At 59.8% G+C, this 23,522-nt stretch carries 20 protein-coding genes and 1 pseudogene; 8 read left to right on the top strand and 13 right to left on the bottom strand.

Going from position 1 to position 23,522, the window contains the following annotated elements; genetic code table 11:
* Positions 1 to 51 precede the first annotated feature (51 nt).
* The 13 genes from ACOYW2_RS17710 to fliS (ACOYW2_RS17650) all read right to left on the bottom strand — a co-directional run bounded on the left by ACOYW2_RS17710 (position 52) and on the right by fliS (ACOYW2_RS17650) (position 11,696).
* Positions 52 to 1,068, bottom strand: a complete 1,017-nt coding sequence (locus ACOYW2_RS17710; RefSeq protein ID WP_482767389.1) for an ABC transporter ATP-binding protein — start codon at positions 1,066 to 1,068, stop codon at positions 52 to 54.
* Positions 1,065 to 1,226: an oligopeptide/dipeptide ABC transporter ATP-binding protein gene (locus ACOYW2_RS17705; protein WP_482771050.1), complete on the bottom strand. Its 162-nt coding sequence runs from the start codon at positions 1,224 to 1,226 to the stop codon at positions 1,065 to 1,067. The genes ACOYW2_RS17710 and ACOYW2_RS17705 overlap by 4 nt, the downstream gene beginning before the upstream one ends.
* Positions 1,226 to 2,050, bottom strand: coding sequence for an ABC transporter ATP-binding protein (locus ACOYW2_RS17700; RefSeq protein WP_482419317.1), 825 nt, complete (start codon positions 2,048 to 2,050; stop codon positions 1,226 to 1,228). Before ACOYW2_RS17700 ends, ACOYW2_RS17705 begins: the two co-directional genes overlap by 1 nt.
* Positions 2,051 to 2,065: 15 nt before the next feature.
* Entirely contained in the window at positions 2,066 to 2,986 is a 921-nt protein-coding gene (locus ACOYW2_RS17695) for an ABC transporter permease (protein WP_482417393.1), read from the bottom strand.
* On the bottom strand, positions 2,970 to 3,959 hold the full coding sequence (locus ACOYW2_RS17690; RefSeq protein WP_482767388.1) for an ABC transporter permease: 990 nt from the start codon (positions 3,957 to 3,959) through the stop codon (positions 2,970 to 2,972). Before ACOYW2_RS17690 ends, ACOYW2_RS17695 begins: the two co-directional genes overlap by 17 nt.
* 288 nt (positions 3,960 to 4,247) lie before the next feature.
* Complete coding sequence (locus tag ACOYW2_RS17685) at positions 4,248 to 5,336, bottom strand: ABC transporter substrate-binding protein (RefSeq protein ID WP_482419315.1); 1,089 nt, start codon at positions 5,334 to 5,336, stop codon at positions 4,248 to 4,250.
* On the bottom strand, positions 5,305 to 5,700 hold the full coding sequence (locus tag ACOYW2_RS17680) for an ABC transporter substrate-binding protein (protein ID WP_482419314.1): 396 nt from the start codon (positions 5,698 to 5,700) through the stop codon (positions 5,305 to 5,307). The genes ACOYW2_RS17685 and ACOYW2_RS17680 overlap by 32 nt, the downstream gene beginning before the upstream one ends.
* A 693-nt stretch (positions 5,701 to 6,393) precedes the next feature.
* Positions 6,394 to 6,792 carry a flagellar protein FlaG gene (locus tag ACOYW2_RS17675; protein ID WP_482767387.1) on the bottom strand — a complete coding sequence of 133 codons (399 nt, stop codon included), beginning with the start codon at positions 6,790 to 6,792 and terminating at the stop codon, positions 6,394 to 6,396.
* 104 nt (positions 6,793 to 6,896) lie between these two features.
* A complete protein-coding gene (locus tag ACOYW2_RS17670) occupies positions 6,897 to 7,211 on the bottom strand; it encodes a hypothetical protein (RefSeq protein ID WP_482767386.1) in 315 nt (104 codons plus the stop codon).
* Positions 7,192 to 7,629 carry a flagellar export chaperone FliS gene (gene fliS / locus ACOYW2_RS17665; RefSeq protein WP_482419311.1) on the bottom strand — a complete coding sequence of 146 codons (438 nt, stop codon included), beginning with the start codon at positions 7,627 to 7,629 and terminating at the stop codon, positions 7,192 to 7,194. Before fliS (ACOYW2_RS17665) ends, ACOYW2_RS17670 begins: the two co-directional genes overlap by 20 nt.
* A gap of 57 nt (positions 7,630 to 7,686) precedes the next feature.
* Positions 7,687 to 9,129, bottom strand: a complete 1,443-nt coding sequence (gene fliD, locus ACOYW2_RS17660; protein ID WP_482417387.1) for a flagellar filament capping protein FliD — start codon at positions 9,127 to 9,129, stop codon at positions 7,687 to 7,689.
* 219 nt (positions 9,130 to 9,348) lie between these two features.
* On the bottom strand, positions 9,349 to 10,998 hold the full coding sequence (locus tag ACOYW2_RS17655) for a flagellin N-terminal helical domain-containing protein (RefSeq protein WP_482417386.1): 1,650 nt from the start codon (positions 10,996 to 10,998) through the stop codon (positions 9,349 to 9,351).
* Positions 10,999 to 11,312: 314 nt separating this feature from the next.
* Positions 11,313 to 11,696, bottom strand: a complete 384-nt coding sequence (fliS, locus tag ACOYW2_RS17650; RefSeq protein WP_482417385.1) for a flagellar export chaperone FliS — start codon at positions 11,694 to 11,696, stop codon at positions 11,313 to 11,315.
* Positions 11,697 to 12,206: 510 nt separating this feature from the next.
* On the opposite strand from fliS (ACOYW2_RS17650), the gene ACOYW2_RS17645 reads away from it, so the two are divergent.
* The 8 genes and pseudogenes from ACOYW2_RS17645 to ACOYW2_RS17610 all read left to right on the top strand — a co-directional run bounded on the left by ACOYW2_RS17645 (position 12,207) and on the right by ACOYW2_RS17610 (position 23,500).
* A complete protein-coding gene (locus ACOYW2_RS17645; RefSeq protein WP_482767385.1) occupies positions 12,207 to 15,206 on the top strand; it encodes a sigma-54 interaction domain-containing protein in 3,000 nt (999 codons plus the stop codon).
* 382 nt (positions 15,207 to 15,588) lie between these two features.
* On the top strand, positions 15,589 to 16,590 hold the full coding sequence (locus ACOYW2_RS17640) for a TRAP transporter substrate-binding protein (protein ID WP_482771049.1): 1,002 nt from the start codon (positions 15,589 to 15,591) through the stop codon (positions 16,588 to 16,590).
* A gap of 123 nt (positions 16,591 to 16,713) precedes the next feature.
* Positions 16,714 to 17,238, top strand: a complete 525-nt coding sequence (locus ACOYW2_RS17635; protein WP_180140518.1) for a TRAP transporter small permease — start codon at positions 16,714 to 16,716, stop codon at positions 17,236 to 17,238.
* A 74-nt stretch (positions 17,239 to 17,312) separates the two neighbouring features.
* Positions 17,313 to 17,993: pseudogene (locus tag ACOYW2_RS17630) on the top strand (TRAP transporter large permease subunit); the annotation flags it as partial.
* A gap of 49 nt (positions 17,994 to 18,042) precedes the next feature.
* Positions 18,043 to 18,597, top strand: a complete 555-nt coding sequence (locus ACOYW2_RS17625; protein WP_482419307.1) for a TRAP transporter large permease subunit — start codon at positions 18,043 to 18,045, stop codon at positions 18,595 to 18,597.
* A gap of 162 nt (positions 18,598 to 18,759) precedes the next feature.
* The gene (locus ACOYW2_RS17620) at positions 18,760 to 20,223 is read left to right on the top strand and encodes an N-acyl-D-amino-acid deacylase family protein (RefSeq protein ID WP_482423767.1); all 1,464 of its coding nucleotides are present in this window, start codon (positions 18,760 to 18,762) and stop codon (positions 20,221 to 20,223) included.
* 464 nt (positions 20,224 to 20,687) lie between these two features.
* Entirely contained in the window at positions 20,688 to 22,052 is a 1,365-nt protein-coding gene (gene trkA / locus ACOYW2_RS17615) for a Trk system potassium transporter TrkA (protein WP_482417382.1), read from the top strand.
* A complete protein-coding gene (locus tag ACOYW2_RS17610) occupies positions 22,052 to 23,500 on the top strand; it encodes a TrkH family potassium uptake protein (RefSeq protein ID WP_482419306.1) in 1,449 nt (482 codons plus the stop codon). Before trkA ends, ACOYW2_RS17610 begins: the two co-directional genes overlap by 1 nt.
* Positions 23,501 to 23,522 lie beyond the last annotated feature (22 nt).

Genomic DNA, 23,522 nt, shown 5'->3' with positions numbered 1-23,522 from the left:
GAAAGCTTGCTTCGTGTGCGCCCTTTTTTTGTGCGGTTATGGAATTGCGGTCTAAAGAACCCCTTCTTCCACCCGGTGGCAGGCCACAAGGCCTGTACCGCAGGGATTCACCTTGGGGATCTCCCGGATGCAGCGTTCATCCGCGTGGGGGCACCGTCCGTGGAACACGCACCCCGTGGGCAGGTTGATGGGGGAGGGCACCTCCCCTTTCAGGCTGATGTGGCTCTTGTTCCCGCTCAGTTTGGGGATGGCGCTGAGAAGGGCCTTGGTGTAGGGGTGTCGCGGCTCTGTGTAGAGGGTCTCGGCATCGGCAAGTTCGCAGAGGCTCCCCAGGTACATCACGGCCACCCGGCTGCTGATGTGGCGTACCACCGAGAGGTCGTGGGAGATGAACATGTAGGAGAGGCCGCGTTTTTCCTGGGTCTCCATGAGCAGGTTGAGGATCTGGGCCTGCACAGAGACGTCCAGGGCGCTGATGGGCTCGTCGGCCACGATAAAGGCGGGGTCCACCACCAGGGCACGGGCGATGCTGACGCGCTGGCGCTGGCCCCCGGAGAATTCGTGGGGATAGCGCTGGGCCCACATGGGGTCCACCCCCACCTGCTCCATGACTTCGGCGATGCGGTCCTTGACCTCCCCGTTGCTGATGCCGGGGTTGTGGAACCGCAGGGGCTCCTCCAGGGTCTTTTTGACGGTGAGCCGGGGGTTCAGGGAGGAGTAGGGGTCCTGGAACACCATCTGCATCTTGGACCGGTAGGGCATCATCGCCTTGGATGAGAGGTTGTCGATGCGGTTGCCCCGAAAGAGGATCTCTCCGCTGTCGGGCTGGTGGATGCCGATGACGCAGCGCGCCAGCGTGGACTTGCCGCACCCGCTCTCCCCGACCACGCTCAAGGTCTCCCCTTCCAGGATATCCAGGCTGATGCTGTTCACCGCCTGGACCACCGTGCTGTGAAGGCTGAGCTTTCCGCCCTGGAGGCGAAGCTTTTCCAGAAAGCCTCCGGAGATGTCGAAGTGCTTGACGACGTTTTTCAGTGTAAGAATGGGCTTGGTGGATTCTGTTGTCATGATGCAAGGTCTCCCGAGACTAAATGGCATGCGGCCATGTGGCCTGTTTGTTCATCCGCAAAGGCCGCCTCGGGCCGTTTGGTCATGCAGATCTCTCCCTTCATGGGGCAGCGTGGGTTAAAGGCGCAGCCGCTGGGAATGTCCGTGAGGGTGGGCATCATTCCCGGGATCTGGTAGAGGGCTTCCCCGGGTTTACGGCTCTCCGGCAGGGCCTCGGACGCCAGGCTGGGGTGAAGGGTGCGTTCGGGGTGTTGATTATGGCCTGGGTGGGCCCGGTCTCAATGACCCGCCCTGCGTACATGACGGCGATGCGGTCGGTGACCTCGGCCACGACCCCAAGGTCGTGGGTGATGAGGATCAGGCTCATGCCGTCGGAGTCGCACAGCTCGATGAGCAGGTCCATGATCTCGGCCTGGATGGTGACGTCCAGGGCCGTGGTGGGCTCATCGGCGATGATGATGTCCGGGTCGGTGAGCAGGCTGATGGCGATGATGATCCTCTGGCGCATGCCCCCGGAGAACTCATGGGGGTACTGGGCCAGGCGCTTCTCCGGGGAGGGGATGTGCACGCGTGCCAGCTTTTCCAGGGCGATGCGCTCGGCCTCTTCCTTGGATACATCCATGTGGGCGTGGATGGCCTCGGTCATCTGCGTGCCGATGGTCAGCACGGGGTTCAGGGCCATCATGGGGTCCTGGAAGATCATGCTGATGCGGTTTCCGCGGATGTCCCGCATCTTCTCTTCGGAGTAGGCGGAGATCTCTGAGTCGCGGAAGCGGATGGTGCCTCCGGCGATAAAGCCGGGCTTTCGGATCAGCTTGATGATGGAAAAGCCCATGACCGATTTACCGGCCCCGCTTTCTCCCACGATCCCCAAGCGCTCCCCCTTGGCCAGGGAGAGGGAGAGGTTGTCGATGGCCGTGACCTCTCCGGTGCGAAGGGCGAATTTGACGTCAAGGTTCTGTATATCGAGTATCGGTTCCATGATTGGGTGTCGCCTTTATCCTTTGTAAAGCTTGGGGTTGAGCACATCCCTGAGCCAGTCCCCGAGGAGGTTGATGACAAGGACGAGGACCACGAGAAAGAGGCCGGGAAAGAGGGTGATCCACCAGACACCGCTGAAGATGTATTCAAATCCGGCGTTGATCAGAGAGCCCAGGGAGGGTCGGTTCACGGGCATGCCCAGGCCGAGGAAGGAGAGGGCGGCCTCGCTCATGATGGCGTTGGCCACCTGGACCGTGGAGATGACCAGCACCGAGCTCATGGTGTTGGGCAGGATGTGGCGGAACATGATGCGCAGGCGGGAAAGCCCCACCACCCGAGCGGCTTCCACGTACTCCTTGCCCTTTTCTCCCAGCACCGAGGCGCGGACCGTCCGGGCGTACTGGGGCCACTCGGCAATACCGATGATCACCACCAGCAAAGGGACGGCCAGATCGTTGTAGCGGTTCTCACCGAACACTGTCTGGAAGATGGCGCTGATGAGGATGGCCACCATCATGGTGGCAAAGGAGAGCTGGATATCGGCCATGCGCATGAGAAAGTTGTCCAGCCTGCCCCCTAAATAGCCCGCAAAGAGCCCCACGGTGATTCCGAGAAATGCCTGGAGTACCACGGCTCCCAGACCGATGAGCACCGACAGGCGCATGCCGTACATCATGGTGGAAAGAAGGTCCCGACCCTGCTGGTCCGTGCCCAGGAGGAAGGTGGAGGAACCGCCATCCATCCAGGCCGGGGGAAGCTCCGAATTCAAGATGTCGATGGTTTCGGAGTCGTACGGGTTGTAAGGGGCGAGAAGGGGGGCCGAGAAGCTGACGATCATGAGCACCAGCAGAATGGCGAAGCTGACCACAGCGATTTTGTCCCGCTTGAAGCTATAAAAAAAGTACGAATCTTTGAAATTTCTAAGTGACTGTTTCATTTTCTCCCCGATACCCGGATGGTGGGATTGACGAGACCAGAGCAACCAGCACCACGATGGCGTTGACGACGACAAAGAGAGCGCCCACAAAGATGATGTAGGCCACCAGAAGGGTGGTGTCGGAGCGCTGGACCGCTTCAAGGAACATAAAGCCCATGCCGGTCCACTGAAAAACCGTTTCGGTGAGGATGGTGTAGGCCAGCATGATGCCCAGCTGGACGCCGCCCACGGTGATGACGGGCAGCAGGGTGTTCTTGAAGGCGTGCACGAACCAGATGCGCTGCTTTTTGAGGCCCTTTGCGTAGGCAAACCGGATGTATTCGGTCTCCAGGACCTCCATCATCTCCGAGCGGATGAGCCGGATGAAGAGCGGCAGCATGATGGAGGAGAGGGCGATGGCTGGCATGACGAGGTGCTTCAGGCCGTCCAGGGTGAGAAGGCCTGTCTGCCATCCCCACAGGTTCACCGTGTCCCCCCTGCCGTAGGAGGGAAACCATTCAAGGGTCACCGAAAAGAGGTAGATCATGAGAATGGCGGTGAGGAAGACCGGGATGGAGACCCCCACGATGCTGGTGCCCATGGTGAGGCGTGAAAACCAGTGGCGGGGGTTGATGGCGGCGAAGATGCCTGCGGGCACGGAGATGAGGATCACGATGAGGCTGGCGGCAAAGACCAGCTCAATGGTGGCCGGTGCCTTGGCCAGGATCACGTGTAAGGCCTGTTTCTTGTGGATGAAGCTGGTGCCTAAGTCCCCGTGGGCGGCGTTTTTGAGAAACCGTCCGTACTGGGTGAAGAAGGGGTCGTTCAGTCCCATCTGGTCCCGGAGCTGCTCGCGCTCCTGAACCGACACCCGGACCCCCACCATGTCCCGGACGGGGTCGCCGAACTGGTGTTTGATGGAGAAGCCCAGCAAGCTGATGACCAGCATGACGAACAGTGCCTGTAAAATGCGTTTTACGGTAAATGCAAACATGGGTATGGTCGCGTCCTTAATTGTCACGGTGCGAGGGGCGTGCGTTGGTGCGGCACTGAGCCGCAACGCTTCCCGTGGGCGTTCTACCCGCTGCCTGCCGGTGTCCTGTGCGGGCACCGGCAGGCAGCGGGTACAGCTGGTGAGGAATATGTTCCCTCACCGGTAAACGAAACGCTCGTATTCAAGCATACATGGGCGGTGAAATGCAAATGAATCCGCCAAAATAAATGGCCGGTTCAACCGGAAGATATCGGTGGAACCGGCCAGGGATCGTCTATTTTACATCCCTTACTTGACGACGAGATCGCCGAGGTAGGGGAAGTTCATGGTGTTGACAATGGGCTCGATGTCGAGGTTATTTTTCGAGGCCCAGGCCAGGTTCTGCCAGTGCAGGGGCACGAAGGCCGCCTCGTCGTAAAGGGTTTGCTCGATCTCCTGGAGCATGGCGGTACGTTTGGCCGTGTCGGTCTCGGACTGGGCGGCCAGGGTGAGCTCATCTACGCGAGCGTTGCAGTACGTCCCGCTGTTGTACTGGCCGTAGCCGGTCTCGGTGTTGATGCACATGGTGAGGTACTCGGTGAAGTTGCCGGAGTCTTCGGTATCCGCGTGCCATCCGATGAGCTGGATGTCGGCCACCTTGGCGTCGAATTCATCCCAGTACTGGGCCTTGGGCATGGTCTGCAAGGTCACCTTGATGTTGATCTTGGCCAGCATGTTGGCTGCTGCTTCTGCGATCTTGGCATCGTTGACGTAGCGGTTGTTGGGGGAGATCATGGAGCACTCGAAGCCGTTTTCGTAGCCGGCTTCTTTCATGAGGGCCTTGGCCTTTTCCAGGTCGTAGCGGGGGACCAGGTTCTCTTTGTAGCCCAGGTAGCCTTTGGGGCTCTGCTGACCTGCCGTGGTGGCAAACCCTTTCATGATGTTTTTGACGATGCCTTCGTTGTTGATGGCATGGACAATGGCCTGGCGAACGCGTACGTCCTTGAACTCGGGGCGCCGGGTCTGGTTGAGCTGAAGGGTGATGATTCGGGTGCCGCCCATGGTAACGAGCTTGGTTTTTTCGTTGCTTTCAATCTGGTTGAAGTCCTGGGGGGAGACGGGGTAGATGAAGTCGGTGTCTCCGGAGAGCAGCGAGGCCACGCGGGTGGCGGTGTTCTTGATGGGGGTGAGCACGATTTTTTCCACGTTGCCGGGGGAGGCCTTGTCCCAGTAATCGGCGTAGCGCTCGTAAACGGTCTTGACGCCGTGTTCACGGGAGATGACGCGGAAGGGGCCGGTGCCGGACTCGTGGTTGAGGGCAAAGGAGGGGCCGCTCTTGACCTGGGCGTCCTTGGGCTGACCGTTTTCATCGGTGCCGGTGTAGAAGACGCTGTCCATGGGGAAGATGTAGGAGGAGGGGGTAGGGACGCTTGGTGACGATGTCGATGGTGTGGTCGTCGACGATGTTGATGCTCTCAAAGGGCTCGAAAAGGCCTTTGTAGTCGATGCTTTTCTGGAGACGCTTGAAGGTCCAGACCACGTCCTTGGCGGTGAAGGGGTTGCCGCTGTGGAAGGTAACGCCTTTTCTCAGCCAGAATCGGACGGTCAACGGGTCCAGGCGCTCCCACTTTTCTGCGAGCCTGCCCTCAATGGACATGTCGCGGGTCCAGCGGACCAAGGGATCGAAGGCCACGTGGGAGTATGCCAGCATGCCTCCGGAGAGCTGAATATGGGGGTCCAGGGAGACCGGGTCGGCGTCCATGGCAAGATGGACCGTTGTGTTTAACGTTGTCTTTACTTCTTCTTCCGGTTTTGAACATCCCGATACCAAAAGGGCCGCTCCCATGAGCAGGATGGATGTCAGTGCCAGTATCGTTACGTTCGCGGCAGGTTTCCTGAAATTAGTGTGTTGTTAAAAAAACGGTCCGGAGGCTCCGCGGTGTCCTCCGTGGGGAGGGGCAGGGTGTCCCGGAGTAGGGGACATGTGCGGAGCTTCGGTCGTTGTTTCAGCTGCGGAAAAAGCGCCGGTGCATATCCGGTGCTGTGATCCGCTGTCTCTTCCCAAAATCGCTTCGTGTGCCGTATTTCGCTTAGGTGTGCCTCCGGTATGAAATGACTCATTATTCTAGCACCATACCAGGGTTAAGTTGTAAAAATTAGCAAAAAAAAACATGAAAAGCAAATGAATTCAACAATGTTCTTAGGGGGTAACAGTGCGTTTGGGGGGCGATGATGGTCCATTATCTCGGCGAGATGACACAGAAAACACCAGGGAGACAGGACCCCGATTCCGAAAAAAAGTGAAAGCCTGGGGAACATAAATCGGCAGGGGCCGCCCGTTAGGCGAGGGGGAAGGGGACGCTGCGGAAAAAGGATGCATGTCTCCTGTTCCGGTAAGACCGGCTTCAAAGGGAGGTGTGACGGGCAAGAATCGGGTGTGGGGGGGAGTGGGCCGTTACACTTTTTCGTCGAAGATGATGCCGACCATCTCTTCGATTTTTGCTGCCAGGTCAAGGACCTGCTTGGCAGGGATTTCACGGATAACCTCTTCGGTATCGCGGTTCGTGATCCGAACCATGGTGCGACCGGTTTCGTCATGTCGTGTGAAATTCAGGCCGACGGCGTGCAGGGTGTCCAGGTCCCGGGAGATTTCGTCAAGGGTCTCCTGGGAGAGGTTTTCTTCGCGAAGCCGGTCTTCCCTGTCGCTGCGCACTTTTTCCTGGCGCTCCTCGGTGCTGGCCTTGTTGTCCGAGGTGGCCTCGGATCTGGGGGCTCTGCGGACGGGTTCCGCGGCAGAGACATCATCCCGTCTTTGGGGCATCTGGGGTTGAACGTTCGATACGGTTTGCATCATGGTGAACTCTCTTTATCCATGCGCCCTGAAGGGTGCAAAGGCTCGCCTTGGCAGGGCCTGGTTTTTCCAAAGGTTTGTGACGGCAGGGTCGGTGCCGCCTTGTGTCAATACGGGGAGGCATAGGCTCCCCGGATTCGCTTTTTGTTTGCCGAGGCAGTGAGCTGGGACCGGATGGCGCCCATCTCTTCTTCAATGCGCAGGGCAAGGTGCCGGCTCCGTTCCAGGATGCGGGAAAGGAGATCGGCGTGGGACCTGTCCATGGGCAGCTCCTTGAGCTTGCTCACCAGGTCGGCCTGGTGCCGGGCCAGGGTGAAGAGGGCCTCGGGGTCGGCGGAGTTCAGGGACGTCTCCACCTGGTCCATGAGGGCCTCCATGCGTGCCATGACATCGGCCGGGGTCTCAGATGGCAACACAGACACCACAGCTCTCCCTCGGCTTTTCAGGGCGCCTTACCGACGACTGGCGTCGGGTGCGCGAGGCCTCGGTAAAGCCTTCGTTGAGGCTTACGAGGAGGGCCTCCACCTCATGGAGGGGCTCGGTGCGGTTGTGGATGTTCGCCTCGGTGAGGCGCCGGACCATGTAGTCGTACAGAGCGGCGAGGTTTTCGGCGATCTCCCCACCGCGCTCCATGTCGAGGGCGGTGCTGAGCTCGGTGATGATGGCCAGGACTTTGGAGATGTACTCCCCTTTGAGCGCCGGTCGTTTTTCCTCGATGCCCCGCACGGCCAGGTGGATGAACTTGATGGCCCCTTCGTAGAGCATGATGAGGATACGATCCTGGGGAAGGTCCTCTCGGGCGGCCGATGCGGCATATGCACTGTAGGTCATGGGTGTCATGGGTGTGAACTCCTTCAACTGTAACGGAAACTAAGGTGAGTGGCACCGGTTCCGGTTCTACTCTTTGGATACCCCGGGCAAAGCCTTCAACTGCGAGGCGAGGTGATCGCTTGTGACTTTGTATTCGGCAAGCAGGCTCTCAAGGGAGTTGAACTTGTTCCGAAGTCTCTCCTCGGAACGTTCCGCCTTGTCCCCGATGCGCGTAATCTGCTTGTCGATGCTGCCGATCTTGGTTTTGAGGCCCTTGCTCCCGGAGGCTAAGATGCCGCCTGTGGGGTCGTTGAACCCTTCGATGAGGGTGCACATGCGAACCGCAAATCCCTCTTCCCCTTCGTCGATGCTGGTAAAAAACCGCTTCAGGTCGTCGGGGTGTTCTTCAAGGGCTCGGGAAAGGGTCTCCTGGTTCAGTTCCAGATAGGGCTTGCCGTACTCGGGATCTTCTTTGTCCGTGACCCGCCGCATGGTCACCCCGACATCGGAAAGATAGCGGAAGCTGTCGTTTCCAGACACTGTGCCCGCGGTGGAGCGGGTCAGGGCGCCGTTGATGCGGTTGGCGGTCTGGTCGCCGAAGAGGGTGCCCTGCTCTTCCCCTTCGCCGTTGTACTTCTGGCTGTTGAAGAAGAAGGTGAGGACATTGTTGTACTTTTCCACAAAGGTTTCGAGCTTCTCGGAGATGGCTCCCTGGTCCAGTGCCACGTTGAAGGTGGTGGCCGGGGCTGTCCCGGAGAGGGTCAGGGTGACGTCCTTGACCACGTCTTCGATGGTGTTGGAGGGCCGGTGGATTCCCTGGACCCCGTCCACGGAGATGATGGCATCCTTGGCTTCCTGGGTCACGGAAAAGGCCTTGTCTCCGGCTCCTTCCCCTTCTTCGTCTCCGTAGGCCACCAGGGCGGAGAGCCCGGCGTTATCCCCTGTGTCCCCGTCTTCGTCTTCGATCACGTCAACGGAGATGGTGTTGGCCGCTCCGGTGTCGTTGGCCGACAGGGTCAGGAAATGATGGGTGCCGTCAAAGATCACCCCGGCCGTCACAGCGCCTTTTTCGGCGTTGATGGCGTTGGCCAGGTCGTGGAGGGAGAAGTTGGCCCCTGCTGTGATCTCCATGGGATCGCCGTCGCCCACCTGGATGCTCAGGGTCCCGCCACCGGGAAGCGCGTCTTCCGTGAAGGGCCCGGCAGCCAGCTTCTGGCTCGTGGCCAGCTGATGGACTTCCAGGCTGTAGGTACCGGTCCGGGCAAAGGATCCGGCGGAGACGGTGTAGCTCTCGGGGTCGGGGCTGGTGGCCGTGCGGGCGGTGTAGGCGCTGGGGTACCGGAGGGAGCGGGCAGCGTTGCTGAGGCCGGAGAGCTCCTTCGACAGGTTGGCGTAGGCGGAGATCAGGACCTTGAAGTCCTCTTTCTTCGCTTCCAACGCTTTGACGGGTCTCTTTTCCACTTCGGTAATCTGTTCGACGATGCCGTCGAGATCGATCCCCGAAACGATGCCGCCTACCGACACTCCCATGATCCTGCTCCTTTGGCATCCGCCGTGGGGCGGCCCGATGCCTTTGTGAACGTTTTTCGGTGAACACGGTTCCTGCAAAAGCTGTCGGGAAAGCCCCCGGGCGATTGGGATCGCCCAGGGGCTTATTTGACTATGCAGGTTCCCTGTGCACTCGTTTTATCCTGAACAACCGGATAAAGGCAAACCTTCTCTTACTGAGGGTGAGACGGTTCCTTATTGTTACCCGATCAGGCTGAGAACGGACTGCGGCAGCTGGTTCGCCTGTGCAAGCATGGCGGTACCGGCCTGCTGCATGACCTGGAGTTTGGTCATGTTGGCCGTCTCGGAGGCGAAGTCCGTATCAAGGATACGGGAACGTGACGCACTCAGGTTCTCAGAAACGTTGGAGAGGTTCTGGATGGTGGAGTCAAAACGGTTCTGGACCGCACCCAGGTTGGCGCGCATGTCGTCCACCTGGCGGATGGCACTGTCCACAGACTTGATGGTTTCGTTGGCCGCTTCCACCGTGGAGACGTCGGCGTTGGCAATGGAGCCCTTGGCCTGGACGTTGTCCTCGGAGAGGGTTGCGAAACCGGCGTCCGTGGCGTTGGTGCCGGACAGGCTCAGGGTGTCTGAGGCCGTCAGGGAGACAGAACCGGTGATGCGCAGGTCGTTGAAGTTAGAGTCAAAGGAGGTGGACTTCACGCCGCCGCCGAAGACGAGGTTGGTGACTTCCGCGTTGGTGGTGCTCAGCACGATGTCACGGCCGTCGTCGGCAGACAGGGTCAGCTCGCCGTCGTCATCCACGCTTGCGGTAACACCGGTGAGGTGACTCTTGGCGTTGATGGCGTTGGTGAGGCTGCCGTCGGCGTCGTTCTCTTTGAAGTCTGCAGGGCCCACGCCCACACCGTTGATCATCAGGTCGCTGTTGCCGATGCGGCCGACGCCGACGTTGCTGGGGCCATCCCCTGCCACGGCAGAGCCGGAGTAGTCAGCGGCGTCCATGTCGGATGCCTGGAAGCTGGTGGATGCCTTGGCGTATACGCCCTCAAGGCTGGTGCCTTCCATGCCTTCGCCGGGATCTTCCTCGTTCATCTCGCGGATGTTGTTGATTCGATCGGCAATGGCCTTTGCACTACCGCTGCCGTAGTTGGCTGCGTTGGTGTCCTTGAGGTCGGCCGTGGAGGCGGAGGTGATGTCGCCGCCGTACTTGGCCTGGGCAATGTCCACAGAGGAGGCACCGTCCACCTGGACGCTGACGTCCCCGGCGGTGAGGGTGCTGCCTACGGCCCCTTCCTGGATACCGATGCTGCCGGCGTCGGCGGCGTCGTTGGTCAGGGAGACGCGGGAGGCGGTGGACTGTACGATGCCGGGCTGCTGACCCAGGGCGTTGGCCTTGACGTTGACCAGGTCCACACCAATGGTCTCGTTGGCGTTGGCGCCCACCTGGAAGGTGAAGGTGCCGGAGCTGCCGTTGAGGATGTTTTTGTTGTTGAAGGTGGTGGCTTCTGCGATTCGGTCGATCTCGGAAACCAGCTGGTCGATCTCGAGCTGGATGGATGCCCGGTCTTCAGCGGTGTTGGTGTCGTTGGCCGCCTGTACGGACAGTTCGCGGATTCGCTGGAGTCCGTTGGTGGTCTCCTGGAGGGCCCCTTCAGCGGTCTGGGCCAGGGAGATACCGTCGTTGGCGTTTCGAACCGCCTGGTTCAGACCACGGATCTGGGAGGTCATACGGTCGGTAATGGCCAGGCCGGCGGCGTCGTCTTTTGCAGAGTTGATTCTCAGGCCGGAAGAGAGTCGCTGGAGCGATTTATTGAGGCCTGACGCGGTGTTACCCAGGTTACGCTGGGCGGTGAGAGAGGTGACGTTGGTGTTGATTGAAAGTGCCATGTGATTTCCTCCGTGAAATAAACTTTCAATGGTCGGCATCCGTGCCGTGAAGTCAACTTGTCGTATACCGTTTGGGGCGCCCTGTGTGGTTTTGGAAAATCCTTTTTCCAAAGGCTGGTGCCGGGTCACCTGCGGTATAAAAAACATATCGGAGGATTTTTCGTATTCTTTAAATAAAAATGACGATGGGCTGTTGAAAAACAAGGAAGGAATAGGGCGGGATGACGGGGCTGGGATCCGAAAGAATAGAAATTCAATGTTTTGGGGCGCCCCGGTCCTGTTGGGCCGGGGCATTTTTTTGGGCCCTTATTGACTTAAGAGTGTGGGATATCTGCGGGGCGATCCGGCTTTTTCGTGGGAGTGGAGAGCTCTTTGAGGTTGCGGATCAGCCAGCTTACCTCGTTGATGGGGTCGATGCCGAGGCCCGAGTGGCTGATGGAGAGGCGGTCAATCATGTAACCGAACAGGGCCGAAAGGTCGGTACCGTCCTCTCCCTGGGAGGGGGCGTGTTCCCGTGCCTCCTTGAGGTGGTTTAGGATCTTGACCACGGTGGAGATGTTTTTTTTCTGGTCCTCGGCTCCGCTGCAACGGGCAAGGGTGAGGTGGTCCATGGCGTCGTCGTACATGCGGACAAGCTCTTCCCGCCCAAGGGGCGAAGAGGGGTCGGGGGTTCGGTACAGGGGATGGGTGGATGGCATGGTGTCCTCCCTAATATAAGAAAACGATCAGATCTTGCGATCAACGGGTTGTTCGGGGGGTGCTGGTGTTCGGGCGGTGCGTCAGCGGGCAAGGGGGTGCGGGGAAGGGCTCCGTCCAGGGAGAGTGGGAACGATGTCAGAATGTGTTTCGATGCGGCGTTTTAGTAAACAACGTACTGATATAGATAATACAACAGCTTGTATGTAAAAGCCATTACAAATAAACAACAGGTACATGCGGTCATCTCTGTTCAGATTGCACGGAAGCGTGGCTCATGTTTCGGATCATTGTCTTTTGTGCGCATAAATCGATCATGGAAATGCGTGTTTGAGGTGGCTCACCTCGCCGTCGGAGGCACGGACTTTGGCCATGGAAGGCTGCTATTGACGATGGGCCCTGAAGTGCCATATCGTCGGGGGTATACGTTTATTGTAAATGAAAACCTGCGCCCCTTGGCGTTGCTTCGGGTTATGCCGCGGTGCAGGCAATGTTTAAGAGCGGGGAGAGTTGTGCATCGTTTATCGGCATTGACGGAAGATCAGGTTGTCGCCTTGAGCGTGCTGGCGTTTGTGAGGTCCCATATCCATGAGTCCGTTCTTGCCGAATGGACGGGGAGCACCATCCGGGAGACGTCCCTTGCCCTTCGGGGGCTCCACGGGGCCGGGCTCGCACACGCCTGTGGGTCAGCGTGCTGGCAGCTGGACCCGGATGGGCTGGGTCGAGCTGAGATCAGGGCCCACCTCCCGACCCTGGAGGCCCGGGCCTACCGAGGAGGGCTTCTCTCCGAGATAGACCGGCTCCGCGGCCCTGACGAGATCGCTGTGTTTGAAGCCCTGGTGGCCGATATCTCCAACCGGCTGGAGGTATCGGTCACGGCCGGGCTCCGGGTGCTCCTCACCGAGACTCTGGAGCAGATGCTGGCTTTCTGCGACGAAGAGCGCACCCTGGAAAAATCCCGGGAAGAACTCTCCCGGTTTCTGGAGCTTGCCATTGCCATTCTCGGGCTCAGCCTTTATCTGGCCCGGAACCTCTCCCTTTCCATTCGCCTCTTCTTCTTTGCCAACGAAATCGCCATCCGCATCGGCGACATGCGCAAGCGCATTATCCTCAAGCTCAGCGAGGTCCTTCTGGATCACTTTACCGGGCGCTCTTCCCTCCAGGCCCTGCCGTCGCTCATGGAGAGCCAGGAGGCCATTGACGAGCTCGGGGACAACGATATCCTCTGTATCGCCGCCATGTTTCTCTCCTCCCTGCACTTCAATCAGGGGGACATGAAAAAGACCCTGCACTACTACAACGAGGTGGATCCGGCCTCCTATGTCTGGAACCTTAGGTACTACAAGGATCTTTCCGGCATTTACCCCTCGTCGGCGGCCCATTTTCTGGGGAAATTTCACCTGGCCATCGGCATTGCCAAATCCGCGTGCCGCACGGCTCACCTGAAGGGCAACGAGCTTACCGAAGGGTGGTGGTGCCTCCAGCTCACCATGGTTCTGGGGGACGCAGGTTGTGATCGCGGTGAGGTGGAAAAGTACCTGAACCGGGCCAGGAGTCTTCTGGATCCCCGGCTCCACGAGATGGCCTATGTCTTTTATCTCCATGTGACGGCCTGTACCCACAGCCGCTACGGTGAGATGGACAAGGCCTATGAAGCCCTGAAGGCGTACCATGCATTTTTCACGTCCTGTGAATTTGAGCAGACCCTCTTTGGTCGCTCCCGCAGCTACGAGCTCAGTGTTGATTTTTTCAGGCGGGGGTATCCCCCCATCCCTTCGGTGGATGTGGAGGCAGAGACCCGGAAGAACCTCAACGGCGGGGACAAGATGATGCGCGGAGCCGCCCTGCGCCAGAAGGCCCTGCTGGCCTATGACGCCGGAAAACCCCTGCCCGTTGTGCGGCAGCTGCTTACGGAGAGCATGGCGGTGTTCCATGAGGCGGGTGGGGCCATTCGTATTCCCCAAACCCGGCAGCTCCTGGAGCGGGTGGGGTGCCTGGAAAAAGAGGGCGCGGGCGGGCAGCGGCCTCCACTGTTCCTGGAAGAGATTGCCTGGCCCCAGGCAAAGACCTCGGACCCGGAGCCGGGTGCCGGAAGCCTGACGCAGCGGTGCACCCGGCGGTTCAAGAAGCTCACGTCCCATAAGGACCCGTCGATTTTCTACCGCCAGCTTGTCACCATTATTCAAGAGGAGTTTGAGGCCGAGCGGGTCATACTGGTTCAGGGGGGCGACGAGGGGGCGGTGACCGGCATCGCCGCATGCAATGTCTCCCGGGAGGAGCTGGACCACGGGGTGTGTACCTCCCTTCTTCCCCTGGCATCCCAGGCCATTGAGCCCAGGGTGAACCTGGAGTCCTTTGCCGCGGTTGCCATTCCCGTGAGCGTCCAGGGGGCGTCCACCTGGGTTCTGTATGCCGAGAGCCAGGAGACCTCCGGGCGGCTGGGGCGCCTGCTCGGGGAGATGGATGAACACCTGGCCCTGCTCATCACATCGGAGGTCCGCTCGGCGGTGATCCTGGAGGCTTCGCAGCAGCAGCCCCGGTATTACCCCGTGCCCGGAGAGTCCTCCCACGAGCCTTTTTACGGCGTCTCCATGGCACCCCTGTTGAAGAAGTCGGCCCAGGCGGCCCGCACCGATGCCACCATCCTCATCCTGGGGGAGACCGGGGTGGGCAAGGAGCTTTTTGCCCGGCACATCCACTCGGAGAGCGGGCGCAAGGGCCCGTTTATCCCAGTGCACCCGGCGAGCATGGCAGAGTCTCTCATCGAAAGTGAGCTCTTTGGTCACGAAAAAGGGGCCTTTACCGGGGCGACCTCCCAGAAGGTGGGCTTTTTTGAGCTGGCCAACCAGGGGACCCTTTTTATCGATGAGGTGGGGGAGATCTCCCTGTCCCTTCAGGTCAAGCTCTTGCGGGTGCTCCAGAACCACAAGTTCACCCGGGTGGGGGGGACCAAGGAACACCTCTCCGATTTCCGGCTGATAGCCGCCACAAACAGGGATTTGAAACAGGACGTCATCGACGGAACCTTCCGGGAAGACCTTTTCTATCGCCTCTTTGTCCTGCCCTTTACCATTCCCCCTTTAAGGGAACGCTCAGAAGACATTGTCTATCTTGCCCAGATGTTTTTGACCCATTTTGCCAGGCGCTACGGAAAAACAGTGCTGAGTCTCACCCCGGGACAGATCGCCGACCTTCAGTCCCGCCCCTGGCAGGGGAACATCCGGGAGCTGAAAGGGATTATGGAAAGGGCCGTGATCCTCTCCTCCGGGGACCGGCTTGAGCTGTTCCCCGAGGCCCATGAGTCGTCTCCGTCTTTGCCTGCCCCTGTGGCAGGACCCGGTACGGAGCTCTTTGAGGGGCTGCCGACCTTAAAAGAGCTGGAAAAAAAGTACCTCGCCTATGTTCTGGGGCTTACGGACGGCAAGGTGGCCGGTCCCGACGGCCTGGAAGGGGTGCTGCAAACCAAGCGCTCCACCATCTACGCAAAGCTCAAGCGCCACGGCCTGATTTGAATGCCATGGGTCGGCACCCTCTCTTTTGGGTGGCGTCTAAAAATCAAGACATGTGCTCATGGGCGTCCCGTTTTTTGGATCCAAAAAACGGGACGCTTCTTCCTCTTGTCCGGGCCTCCTCGCCGCGCCATGCCTGCTTTCCTCCCGCTGAGCTGTTCCGTGTCTTTTCTGCTTGATACCAAATATAGATGATGTGCCGCAGTGTTTGCACATGATGTGGTGTGTCTGGCCCGCGTGTGTCGATGGGGCCCGAGGGGCCTTGTCCGGCATGTGGCATGGTTTGTGCCTTGATACCACGGCAAGAACAGGCCTTCGGTGGCCAATTCTCTGTGGAAGAATGATGTCAATATGATGATCCCAGACTTTGTTAGGAGGAAACGTGATGAAGAAAGTGGCTTTATGTGTGGCGATGCTGTTTCTGATGGCGGCGTTCAGTGCTCCGGCCTCAGCCAAGGTGGTCATGAACCTGGGGTGGCAGACAGCCGATGACAGCGCTTACGGCGAGCTGGTCACCATCTTTTCCGGGCTGGTGGATGAGTACACCGGGGGCGAGGTGGTGGTCAAGCGTCGTTGCTGCGGACAGATCGGGGGGGAGGAAGACGGGTTTAAATCCCTTCAGATCGGCATCGTGGACGGGTTTATCATCACCATGAACAACGTCTCTCCCCACTACCCCCTCATGGACGTGTTTGTCCTGCCGTATATCTTCAACAGCCTTGAGCATGCCTCCCAGGTGCTGGAAGGTCCCATCGGGGACCGGTTCCGGGATCAGCTCTACGCCAAGACCGGCGTCTACCTTCTCTCCTACAACGCGGTGGAGCCCCGGGACATGTACAACACCAAGCGCCCCATTCGCAGCATGGAGGACATGAAGGGGCTCAAGCTCAGGGTTCCCAAGAACAAGATCATGATCAGCACCTTCCAGGCCTTCGGCGCAGAGCCTGTGCCCCTGGCGTGGTCGGAAATGTCCACGGCCCTTCAGACCGGCACGGTGGAAGGGGGCGACAACGGCACCTTCGTCATCCGCTCCCAGAAGTTTTTCGACTTGGCCGACAACCTCACCATCCTGGATCACTTCACCTCTTTTTCTCCTCTTTTCTGCAGCAAGCGGTTCCTGGGGAAACTCACCGATGCCCAGCGTGAGGCCGTGATCAAGGCAGGCCGTGACGCCGGAAGGATTCACCGGGCCAACATGCTCAAGAAGATCGAAGAGTGCCGCACCTACCTTGAGGCAAACGGGATGAAGATCACCCGACCGGACCGCACGCCGTTTATCGAAGCGGCTCGTAAGCTCCAGGATGAAATCCTCTCCAAACGATCGGCCGAGTTCCGGGAGATTGTCGATCAGATCCGCGCGTCCTCCGGCAGCAAAACCGACGCATAGCCCCTCGCCAGGGCAATGATCGCGTCCACCTGCTGTTACCCGCTGCCCCGGGCCTTCCTGAACGCCCGGGGTAGCCCTTGAATTAAAAAATCCGGCTCTGTGCCATGAGTCAAGGAGCGTTTGATGTCCCCGTCAACCCTGATGCGCTGGTTCAACACGAAGTTCGAAAGCACCTTGTGCGTGATCTCCCTTGTGGTGATGTCCTGCTGTGTCTTTCTTCAGGTGATCCTGCGATACGTTTTTCATCAGTCTGCCCCGTGGGCAGAGGAGCTGGCCATTTACGGCATGGTGTTTTCCGTTTACTTCGGCACGGCCCTGGCCGTCACCGAAAAGAGCCATGTGCGTATCCTGAACCTGGTCCAGCTGTTCCCCAGAAAAATCGCCGTGGGCCTTATCGTGGCAGGCGATGCCGTCTGGTGCGCGTTTAATGTTTTTATGGTGTTTCACGGCGTGGAGTACGTGAAGGTCCTCTGGGGCACCCATTTTATCTCCCCGTCCCTGGGCATCGAGCAGCGGTGGCCCCAGGCCGTGGTGCCCTTTTGTTTTGCGCTGATGACTTTCCGGATCCTTCAGTTCTATTACCGATGGCTCCGCACCGGGACCTGTGAGCTGACCTGCGTCCTGCCCGGTGACGAACCCGTAAAGTGAGGTCCGTCCGGGCGGCATGAAAAAAAAAGACCACGCGCACCCCTTCGTGCATGATGTTTTAAGGAGTATGAATTATGAACGGACCTTTGTGGATGTCCATCGCCTTTGTGGGCTGCATGCTCATCGGCGTGCCCATTCCCTGGGCGGCCGGTGTCGCCACCGTCATCGGCCTGCACATTATCGATATCCCCTTTGCCCTGCTCAGCCAGACCGCTTACAATGCCTTTGAATCCTTTCCCCTGATGACCATCCCGCTGTTTGTGCTGGCCGGAAAGCTCATGGAAAAGGGGGGGATGTCCGAGCACCTCATCCACATCGCCCGTAAGATGGTCGGTTCCCTTCGGGGCGGGACCTCCCTTGTGACCATCGTGAGTTGCGGGCTCTTTGCTTCCCTTACGGGGTCCGGCCCCGCCACCACGGCGGCCATCGGCTCCATCACCATTCCGGCCATGGTGGACGAGGGGTACCCGAAAAAATTCGCCTCGGGGATCTCCGCCTCATCCGGGGCCCTGGGAAGCATCATCCCTCCCAGCAATCTGTTGATCATTTATGCCCTCATTGCCGAGGAGTCGGTGCCCAAGCTGTTCCTGGCCGGCTTGGTGCCGGGGTTTATGGTGATCCTTTTTCTGATCCTGACCTCCACCACCGTCTGCCGCGTGAGCGGGTTTGGCGGGAGGGTGGACGGCGACTTTTCCTTTGCCCCTCTCTTTCGGGCCCTCTGGGAAGGGAAGTGGGCCATCGGCGCGCCCCTGATCATCCTCAGCAGTCTGCCCGGCGGACACTACCCCCACCGAGGCCTCGGCCGTGGCGGTGTTTTACGGGCTCTTCGTGGGCACCGTGATCTACAGGAAGCTTACGGTGGGCCACGTCATCGAGAGCCTGAAGTTCACCACGACCATGGTGGGCACGGTGCTGGTGATCCTGGGCTCCACCAAGGCCTTTGGCCAGCTGGTAGCCTTTTATGACATTCCCCTTGCGGTCCAGGCCTTTTTTACCGGGTTTACCGACAATCCCTTCCTTGTGCTGATGATGATCAGCTTCCTTTACATCCTGGCCGGGATGTGGATGGAGTCCATCCCCCAGGTGGTTATCTTTACAGCCGTTCTTCTGCCCGTGGTGAAAAGCATGGGGGTGGACCCCATCTTTTTCGGGGTGTTGACCGTTTTGACGTGTGAGGTGGGCTTTCTGACACCGCCCATCGGGGTCAACCTGTTTGTCTCCTCACGCATTGCGGGGATCTCGTTGGAAGAGTCCTCTGTTGGGGTGCTTCCCTTTGTTGTCCCGTACCTGGCCACCATCACCATCCTGTGTGCCATGCCCTGGCTGACCACGGGCGTGGTGGACATGTTTTTTAAGTAGCCGTTCACCTGATGATCTAACGGAGTGTAACCATGATTGACGTACTCATTAAAAACGGCGTGGTGATTGACGGAGAGGGCGGAGCGTCCTTTAAAGCGGATGTGGCGGTCAAAGACAGCTGCATACTTCCAGCAGTAGCGATTCGAGGGCGACAAAGCCGCCCTGGTCATCGACGCCCGGGGGCAGATGGTCTGCCCGGGGTTCATCGACCTGCATACCCATTCGGATTTTACCTTTCTGGTGGACGGCAGGGCCCAGAGCTCTCTGCATCAGGGGGTCACCACCGAGGTGGTGGGGCAGTGCGGCTACAGCTGCGCCCCGTGTACCAATGCTTCGGACCTCAAGGGGCTCCTGGGCTACCAGCCGGGGGTGGCCGTGGACTGGCGCAGCGCCGGCGAGTACCTGGACCGCCTGAAGCGGGGCGGTGTTGGCGTGAACGTGGCGGCCCTTGTGGGCCACGGGTCCCTTCGGCGTTGCGTGATCCCCGAGGGCAGGGGCCAGGCCACGGACGAGCAGCTCCAGGCCATGTGTGCCCTGCTGGATGACTCCATGGCGCAAGGGTTCCACGGCCTCTCCCTGGGGCTGGAGTATGAGCCGGGCATCCATGCCGATACCCGGGAGCTGGTGGCCCTGGCCAGGGTGGTGGCCGACCGGGGCGGGATCCTGTCGGCCCATGTGCGGAACCGGGACGTGCACTACGACATGGCCTTCAGCGAGGTCCTGTCTGTGGCCCGCATTACCGGGGTGCGCCTCCAGATCTCCCATATCAGCCCCAAGTTCGGAGCCCCGGACGATGCCGTGGCAAACAGTCTGGCCATGATCGACCGGCTCAACGCCACCGGTGGGGACGTGGCCTTTGACCTGATCCCCGACAACTGGGGACCGACCCTCATGGCCTCGGTGCTTCCCTCCTGGGCACATGTGGGTGGGATCGAGGCCACCCTGGGCTATCTTTCCGACCCGGAGGCCAGGGCAAAGATGAAGGCTTCTCCCAACCCCATCTGGCAGCTGGTGCTCCAGAAACGCTGGGACCTCATCACTCTGTTCTTTTCTCCGACACACCCGGAGCTGGTGGGGAAAACCATGGCGGAGATCGGAACCATCATGGGGTGCGATCCCCATGACGCCGCCTTTGACCTCCTGCGCGCCTCGGGGCAGGAGATGGCCCAGGTGATCTGGGCCGGGTGGAACTTTGACGAGTCCATGCAGCGGGAGCTTCTGGCCCACCGGCTGTGCGGGGTGATCTCCGATGCCCAGACGGTGGCCCCGGACGGCCCCCTGTCCGGCAACACCGGCGCGCCCACCGTCTACGGATGGGTGGGGCAGTTCTTCCAGCGCTACGTGAAGCAGGCGGGGCTCCTCTCCTGGGAGGAGGCGGTGAGGCGGATCACCAGCCTTCCGGCCGACCGCATGCGCATGGCGGACCGGGGACGCATCCACCCCGGACTGAAGGCGGATATCACGGTGATGTCTCCTGGAGCCATCGCCTGCCGGGCCACCCTCCATGAACCCAACAGGTACCCGGACGGCATCTGCCATGTGCTGGTCAACGGTGAGGTTGTCATCGAAGGCGGAAAACGGGTTACCGGGAACCATGGCTGGGTGATCCGGCACCGGGAGCCCTGAATGGGTTAAAAACCATGGTCCGGGGACGTTCCCCCGGGCCATGCTCCATGGTTGTCAGGCGCAAGGGTGGGGGAACCGGCTCCGTGGTCATTGGCCGGGGTGTTGTTTGGGGAAACGGTTCTGGCGACGTCCTGATGAAAACCCCGGCTTTGTTTTCGGCTGTGCTGCAAAAACGTTCCATGTGGTCATTCGTTTGACCTCGGCTGGCGAATCGGCTATGACATAGCGATATATTGCAGGCGTTTTTCCATGCAACCTCCTGAAGGCTATGGAGAATAACGCACGTGCTGCCGTTTTACGGGCCAGCCGCAACCCACCACCCGCCCTGCGGGTGTCTTTGTTGGTGGCTGCCGTAAGGGCTCATCGGTGCCTTGACGGCACCGGGTCTGTTTGAGGACAGGCCGGAGGGGGGCGACGGCGCGCGGGGGGGAAATGCCGAAACCAATGAGATCAGGAGATACTGCTTGAAGATCGTTATTGTAGGAGCCGGTGAGGTGGGTTTTCACATCGCCAGTCGCCTCTCCCTTGAAAATAAAGATGTCGTGGTGGTGGACACCAGTGACGAGGCCCTGAAACGGGTCTCTGAGAATCTGGACGTGCAGGTTGTGAAGGGGTCGGGCAGCAGCCCCGAGGTCCTCATTGACGCCGGAGTGAAAAAGGCGGATATCATGCTGGCGGTTACCGACAGCGATGAGACCAACCTGGTGGCCTGCCTTACCTGCGATATCCTTTCGCCCGCCACCAAAAAACTGGCCCGTATCCGCCTGGGCGATTACGACGCCTACCATGAGCACTTCAGGACCAGTGCGCCCCATATCGACACCATCATTAACCCCGAGATCGAGGTGGTGAAGACCATCTATCGCCTGATGCGGGTGCCCGGGGCCGTGGACGTGGGTGAGTTCGAAGGCGGCCGGGTGAAGATCGTGGGCATGCGGCTGGAGGAGGGGAGCCCCCTGGACGGCCTCAGGCTGGCCGAGTTTTCTTCCCGGCTCGGAGGCGTGCGTCCTCTGATTGCCGCCATCGTGCGCAAGGGGCAACTCATTGTGCCCCACGGCAACGATGTCCTCCAAGTGGGGGACCTGGTCTATTTTATCAGTGAAGACACCAAGCTCAATGATGTCCTGCGATTTTTCAACCGCCGTATGAAACCCGTGAATCGGGTGCTTATCGTGGGGGGCGGGCTCATCGGGACGCGCCTGGCCGACCTCCTGGAGAGCAAGAACATCCACACCAAGATCGTGGAGAGGAGCCCGGAGCGCTGCCGGTACCTTGCCGAGCGCATGAACCGCGCCGTGGTCCTCTGTGGGGATGGCTCCGATCAGAGCCTGCTCCTGGAAGAAAACATCAAGGACATGGACTTTGTGGTCTCCCTGACCGACGACGAAGAGACCAACATCCTTGTCTCTCTGCTTGCCCGGAGCGTGGGGGCGGACAACACCATCACCAAGATCAGCCGGTTCAGCTATATGCCACTCATGGCAAGCATCGGCGTGGAGCAGGTGGTGAGCCCGCGGCTCTCGGCCATTAACTCCATTCTGCAGCATATCCGAAAAGGCAAGGTGCTTTCGGCCATGAGCGTTCATGGCGAGCAGGCCGAGGTCATCGAGGCCGTTGCCCTGCAGACCTCGGACATCGTGGACACCCCCATCAGCAAGGTCTCCTTCCCCCGGGGCGCGCTACTTATCTGTATCATCCGCGACGACGAGGTGATCATTCCGTCCGGGGACAGCGTCATCAAGCCCGAAGACCGGGTGATTATCTTTGCCACGCGCGAAGCCGTTCCCCGCATTGAAAAAATGCTCACCGTCAAGCTGGAGTTCTTCTGATGCGCTGGCCTGTCGTGACCTACATTACCGGGTTCCTTCTCTTTGCGCTGGGGCTCTGCATGCTCCTGCCCGTGATCTGTTCCGTGATTTACGGAGGCGGGGACCTTGCCGCCCTGGCAGTCTCCGCGGGCTTTACCACCGTCTCTGGTGCCATTGCCATCCTGATTTGCCGGGACACCAGCTTCGACAACATCAGCCAGCGGGAAGGCATGGCCATCGTGGCCGTGGGCTGGACCGTGGTGGGGCTTTACGGGGCTCTTCCCTTTTATATAAGCGGGGCCTTTCCCCATTTTGTGGATGCCTTTTTCGAGTCGGTGTCCGGTTTCACCACCACGGGTTCATCCGTGCTGACCAACATCGAGGCGGTGCCCAAGGGGCTCCTCTTCTGGAGGAGCCTGATCCAGTGGCTCGGCGGCATGGGGATTATCGTCCTCTCCCTGGCCATCCTTCCGTTTCTGGGGGTGGGGGGGATGCAGCTTTACAAGGCTGAGGTGCCGAGCCCGGTGCCGGATAAGCTGAAACCCCGGCTCTCGGAGACCGCCTCCATCCTCTGGAAGGTGTATGCCATGATCTCCGTGGTGGAGGTGGTGCTTCTTCTCTTCGGGGGTATGGATCTCTATGACGCCCTCTGCCACACTTTCACCACCATGCCCACGGGGGGGTTTTCCACGAAGAACGCCTCGGTGGCGGGCTTTAACAGCGCCTATCTCGACGGGGTGATCATCGTCTTTATGGTGCTTGCCGGGATCAACTTTTCCCTTCATTACCAGATGCTGCGGGGGCGGACCCTGATCTTCTGGCGGGATTCCGAATGCCGATGGTTCCTTATTATTGTGCTGGGGCTTTCGGTTGCGGTGACCTTCGATATCTACGGCACCGTCTATCAGAGCCTTCCCGAGGCCTTTCGTTACGGCTCCTTTCAGGTGGTCTCCATCATCACCACCACGGGCTATGCCACCGCCGATTACGAGCTCTGGCCGGGCCTGAGCCAGGTGCTGATCTTTCTGTGTATGTTCATCGGGGCCTCGGCAGGGTCCACCGGGGGCGGCATGAAGATCGTGCGGGTGATGCTTTGCCTGAAGTACTGCTATCGGGAGCTTTACATGCTGATCCATCCCCGGGCCGTGGCCACCATCAAGCTGGGTGGCAAGGCGGTCTCCGAGGACGTCATGCGCAGCATCATCGGCTTTGTGTGCATCTATGTGGGCCTGTTTGCCCTCTGCTCTGCGGTGCTGGCGGGCATGGGCGTGGATTTTGTCACGGCGTTTACCGCTGTGGGTTCCTGCATCGGTAACATCGGGCCCGGTTTCGGCCTGGTGGGGCCTGCGGAAAACTTCGCCCTGATCCCCCAGGGGGGGAAGTGGCTCCTTATCTGGTGCATGCTCCTTGGGCGCCTTGAAATCTATACGGTCATCATTTTTCTGGTGCCGGAGTTCTGGCGCAAATAAAAGGGGTGTGCCTCTATCTGGG

Source organism: Desulfoluna sp. CLI2B, from assembly GCF_056847375.1.
The sequence above is the reverse complement of the archived record's forward strand: the minus strand, read 5'-3'. Positions and strand labels throughout refer to the sequence as shown.

What these genes read in the sequence shown, in the direction of transcription:
- ACOYW2_RS17655 (WP_482417386.1), bottom strand. Translation starts at nt 10,998, where the DNA reads ATGGCACTTTCAATCAACACCAACGTCACCTCTCTCACCGCCCAGCGT.
- fliD (WP_482417387.1), bottom strand. Translation starts at nt 9,129, where the DNA reads ATGGGAGTGTCGGTAGGCGGCATCGTTTCGGGGATCGATCTCGACGGC.
- ACOYW2_RS17680 (WP_482419314.1), bottom strand. Translation starts at nt 5,700, where the DNA reads ATGGACGCCGACCCGGTCTCCCTGGACCCCCATATTCAGCTCTCCGGA.
- ACOYW2_RS17710 (WP_482767389.1), bottom strand. Translation starts at nt 1,068, where the DNA reads ATGACAACAGAATCCACCAAGCCCATTCTTACACTGAAAAACGTCGTC.
- ACOYW2_RS17700 (WP_482419317.1), bottom strand. Translation starts at nt 2,050, where the DNA reads ATGGAACCGATACTCGATATACAGAACCTTGACGTCAAATTCGCCCTT.
- ACOYW2_RS17640 (WP_482771049.1), top strand. Translation starts at nt 15,589, where the DNA reads ATGAAGAAAGTGGCTTTATGTGTGGCGATGCTGTTTCTGATGGCGGCG.
- ACOYW2_RS17685 (WP_482419315.1), bottom strand. Translation starts at nt 5,336, where the DNA reads ATGGACAGCGTCTTCTACACCGGCACCGATGAAAACGGTCAGCCCAAG.
- ACOYW2_RS17695 (WP_482417393.1), bottom strand. Translation starts at nt 2,986, where the DNA reads ATGAAACAGTCACTTAGAAATTTCAAAGATTCGTACTTTTTTTATAGC.
- ACOYW2_RS17610 (WP_482419306.1), top strand. Translation starts at nt 22,052, where the DNA reads ATGCGCTGGCCTGTCGTGACCTACATTACCGGGTTCCTTCTCTTTGCG.
- ACOYW2_RS17705 (WP_482771050.1), bottom strand. Translation starts at nt 1,226, where the DNA reads ATGCCCACCCTCACGGACATTCCCAGCGGCTGCGCCTTTAACCCACGC.
- ACOYW2_RS17675 (WP_482767387.1), bottom strand. Translation starts at nt 6,792, where the DNA reads ATGATGCAAACCGTATCGAACGTTCAACCCCAGATGCCCCAAAGACGG.
- fliS (WP_482417385.1), bottom strand. Translation starts at nt 11,696, where the DNA reads ATGCCATCCACCCATCCCCTGTACCGAACCCCCGACCCCTCTTCGCCC.
- ACOYW2_RS17635 (WP_180140518.1), top strand. Translation starts at nt 16,714, where the DNA reads ATGTCCCCGTCAACCCTGATGCGCTGGTTCAACACGAAGTTCGAAAGC.
- fliS (WP_482419311.1), bottom strand. Translation starts at nt 7,629, where the DNA reads ATGACACCCATGACCTACAGTGCATATGCCGCATCGGCCGCCCGAGAG.
- ACOYW2_RS17690 (WP_482767388.1), bottom strand. Translation starts at nt 3,959, where the DNA reads ATGTTTGCATTTACCGTAAAACGCATTTTACAGGCACTGTTCGTCATG.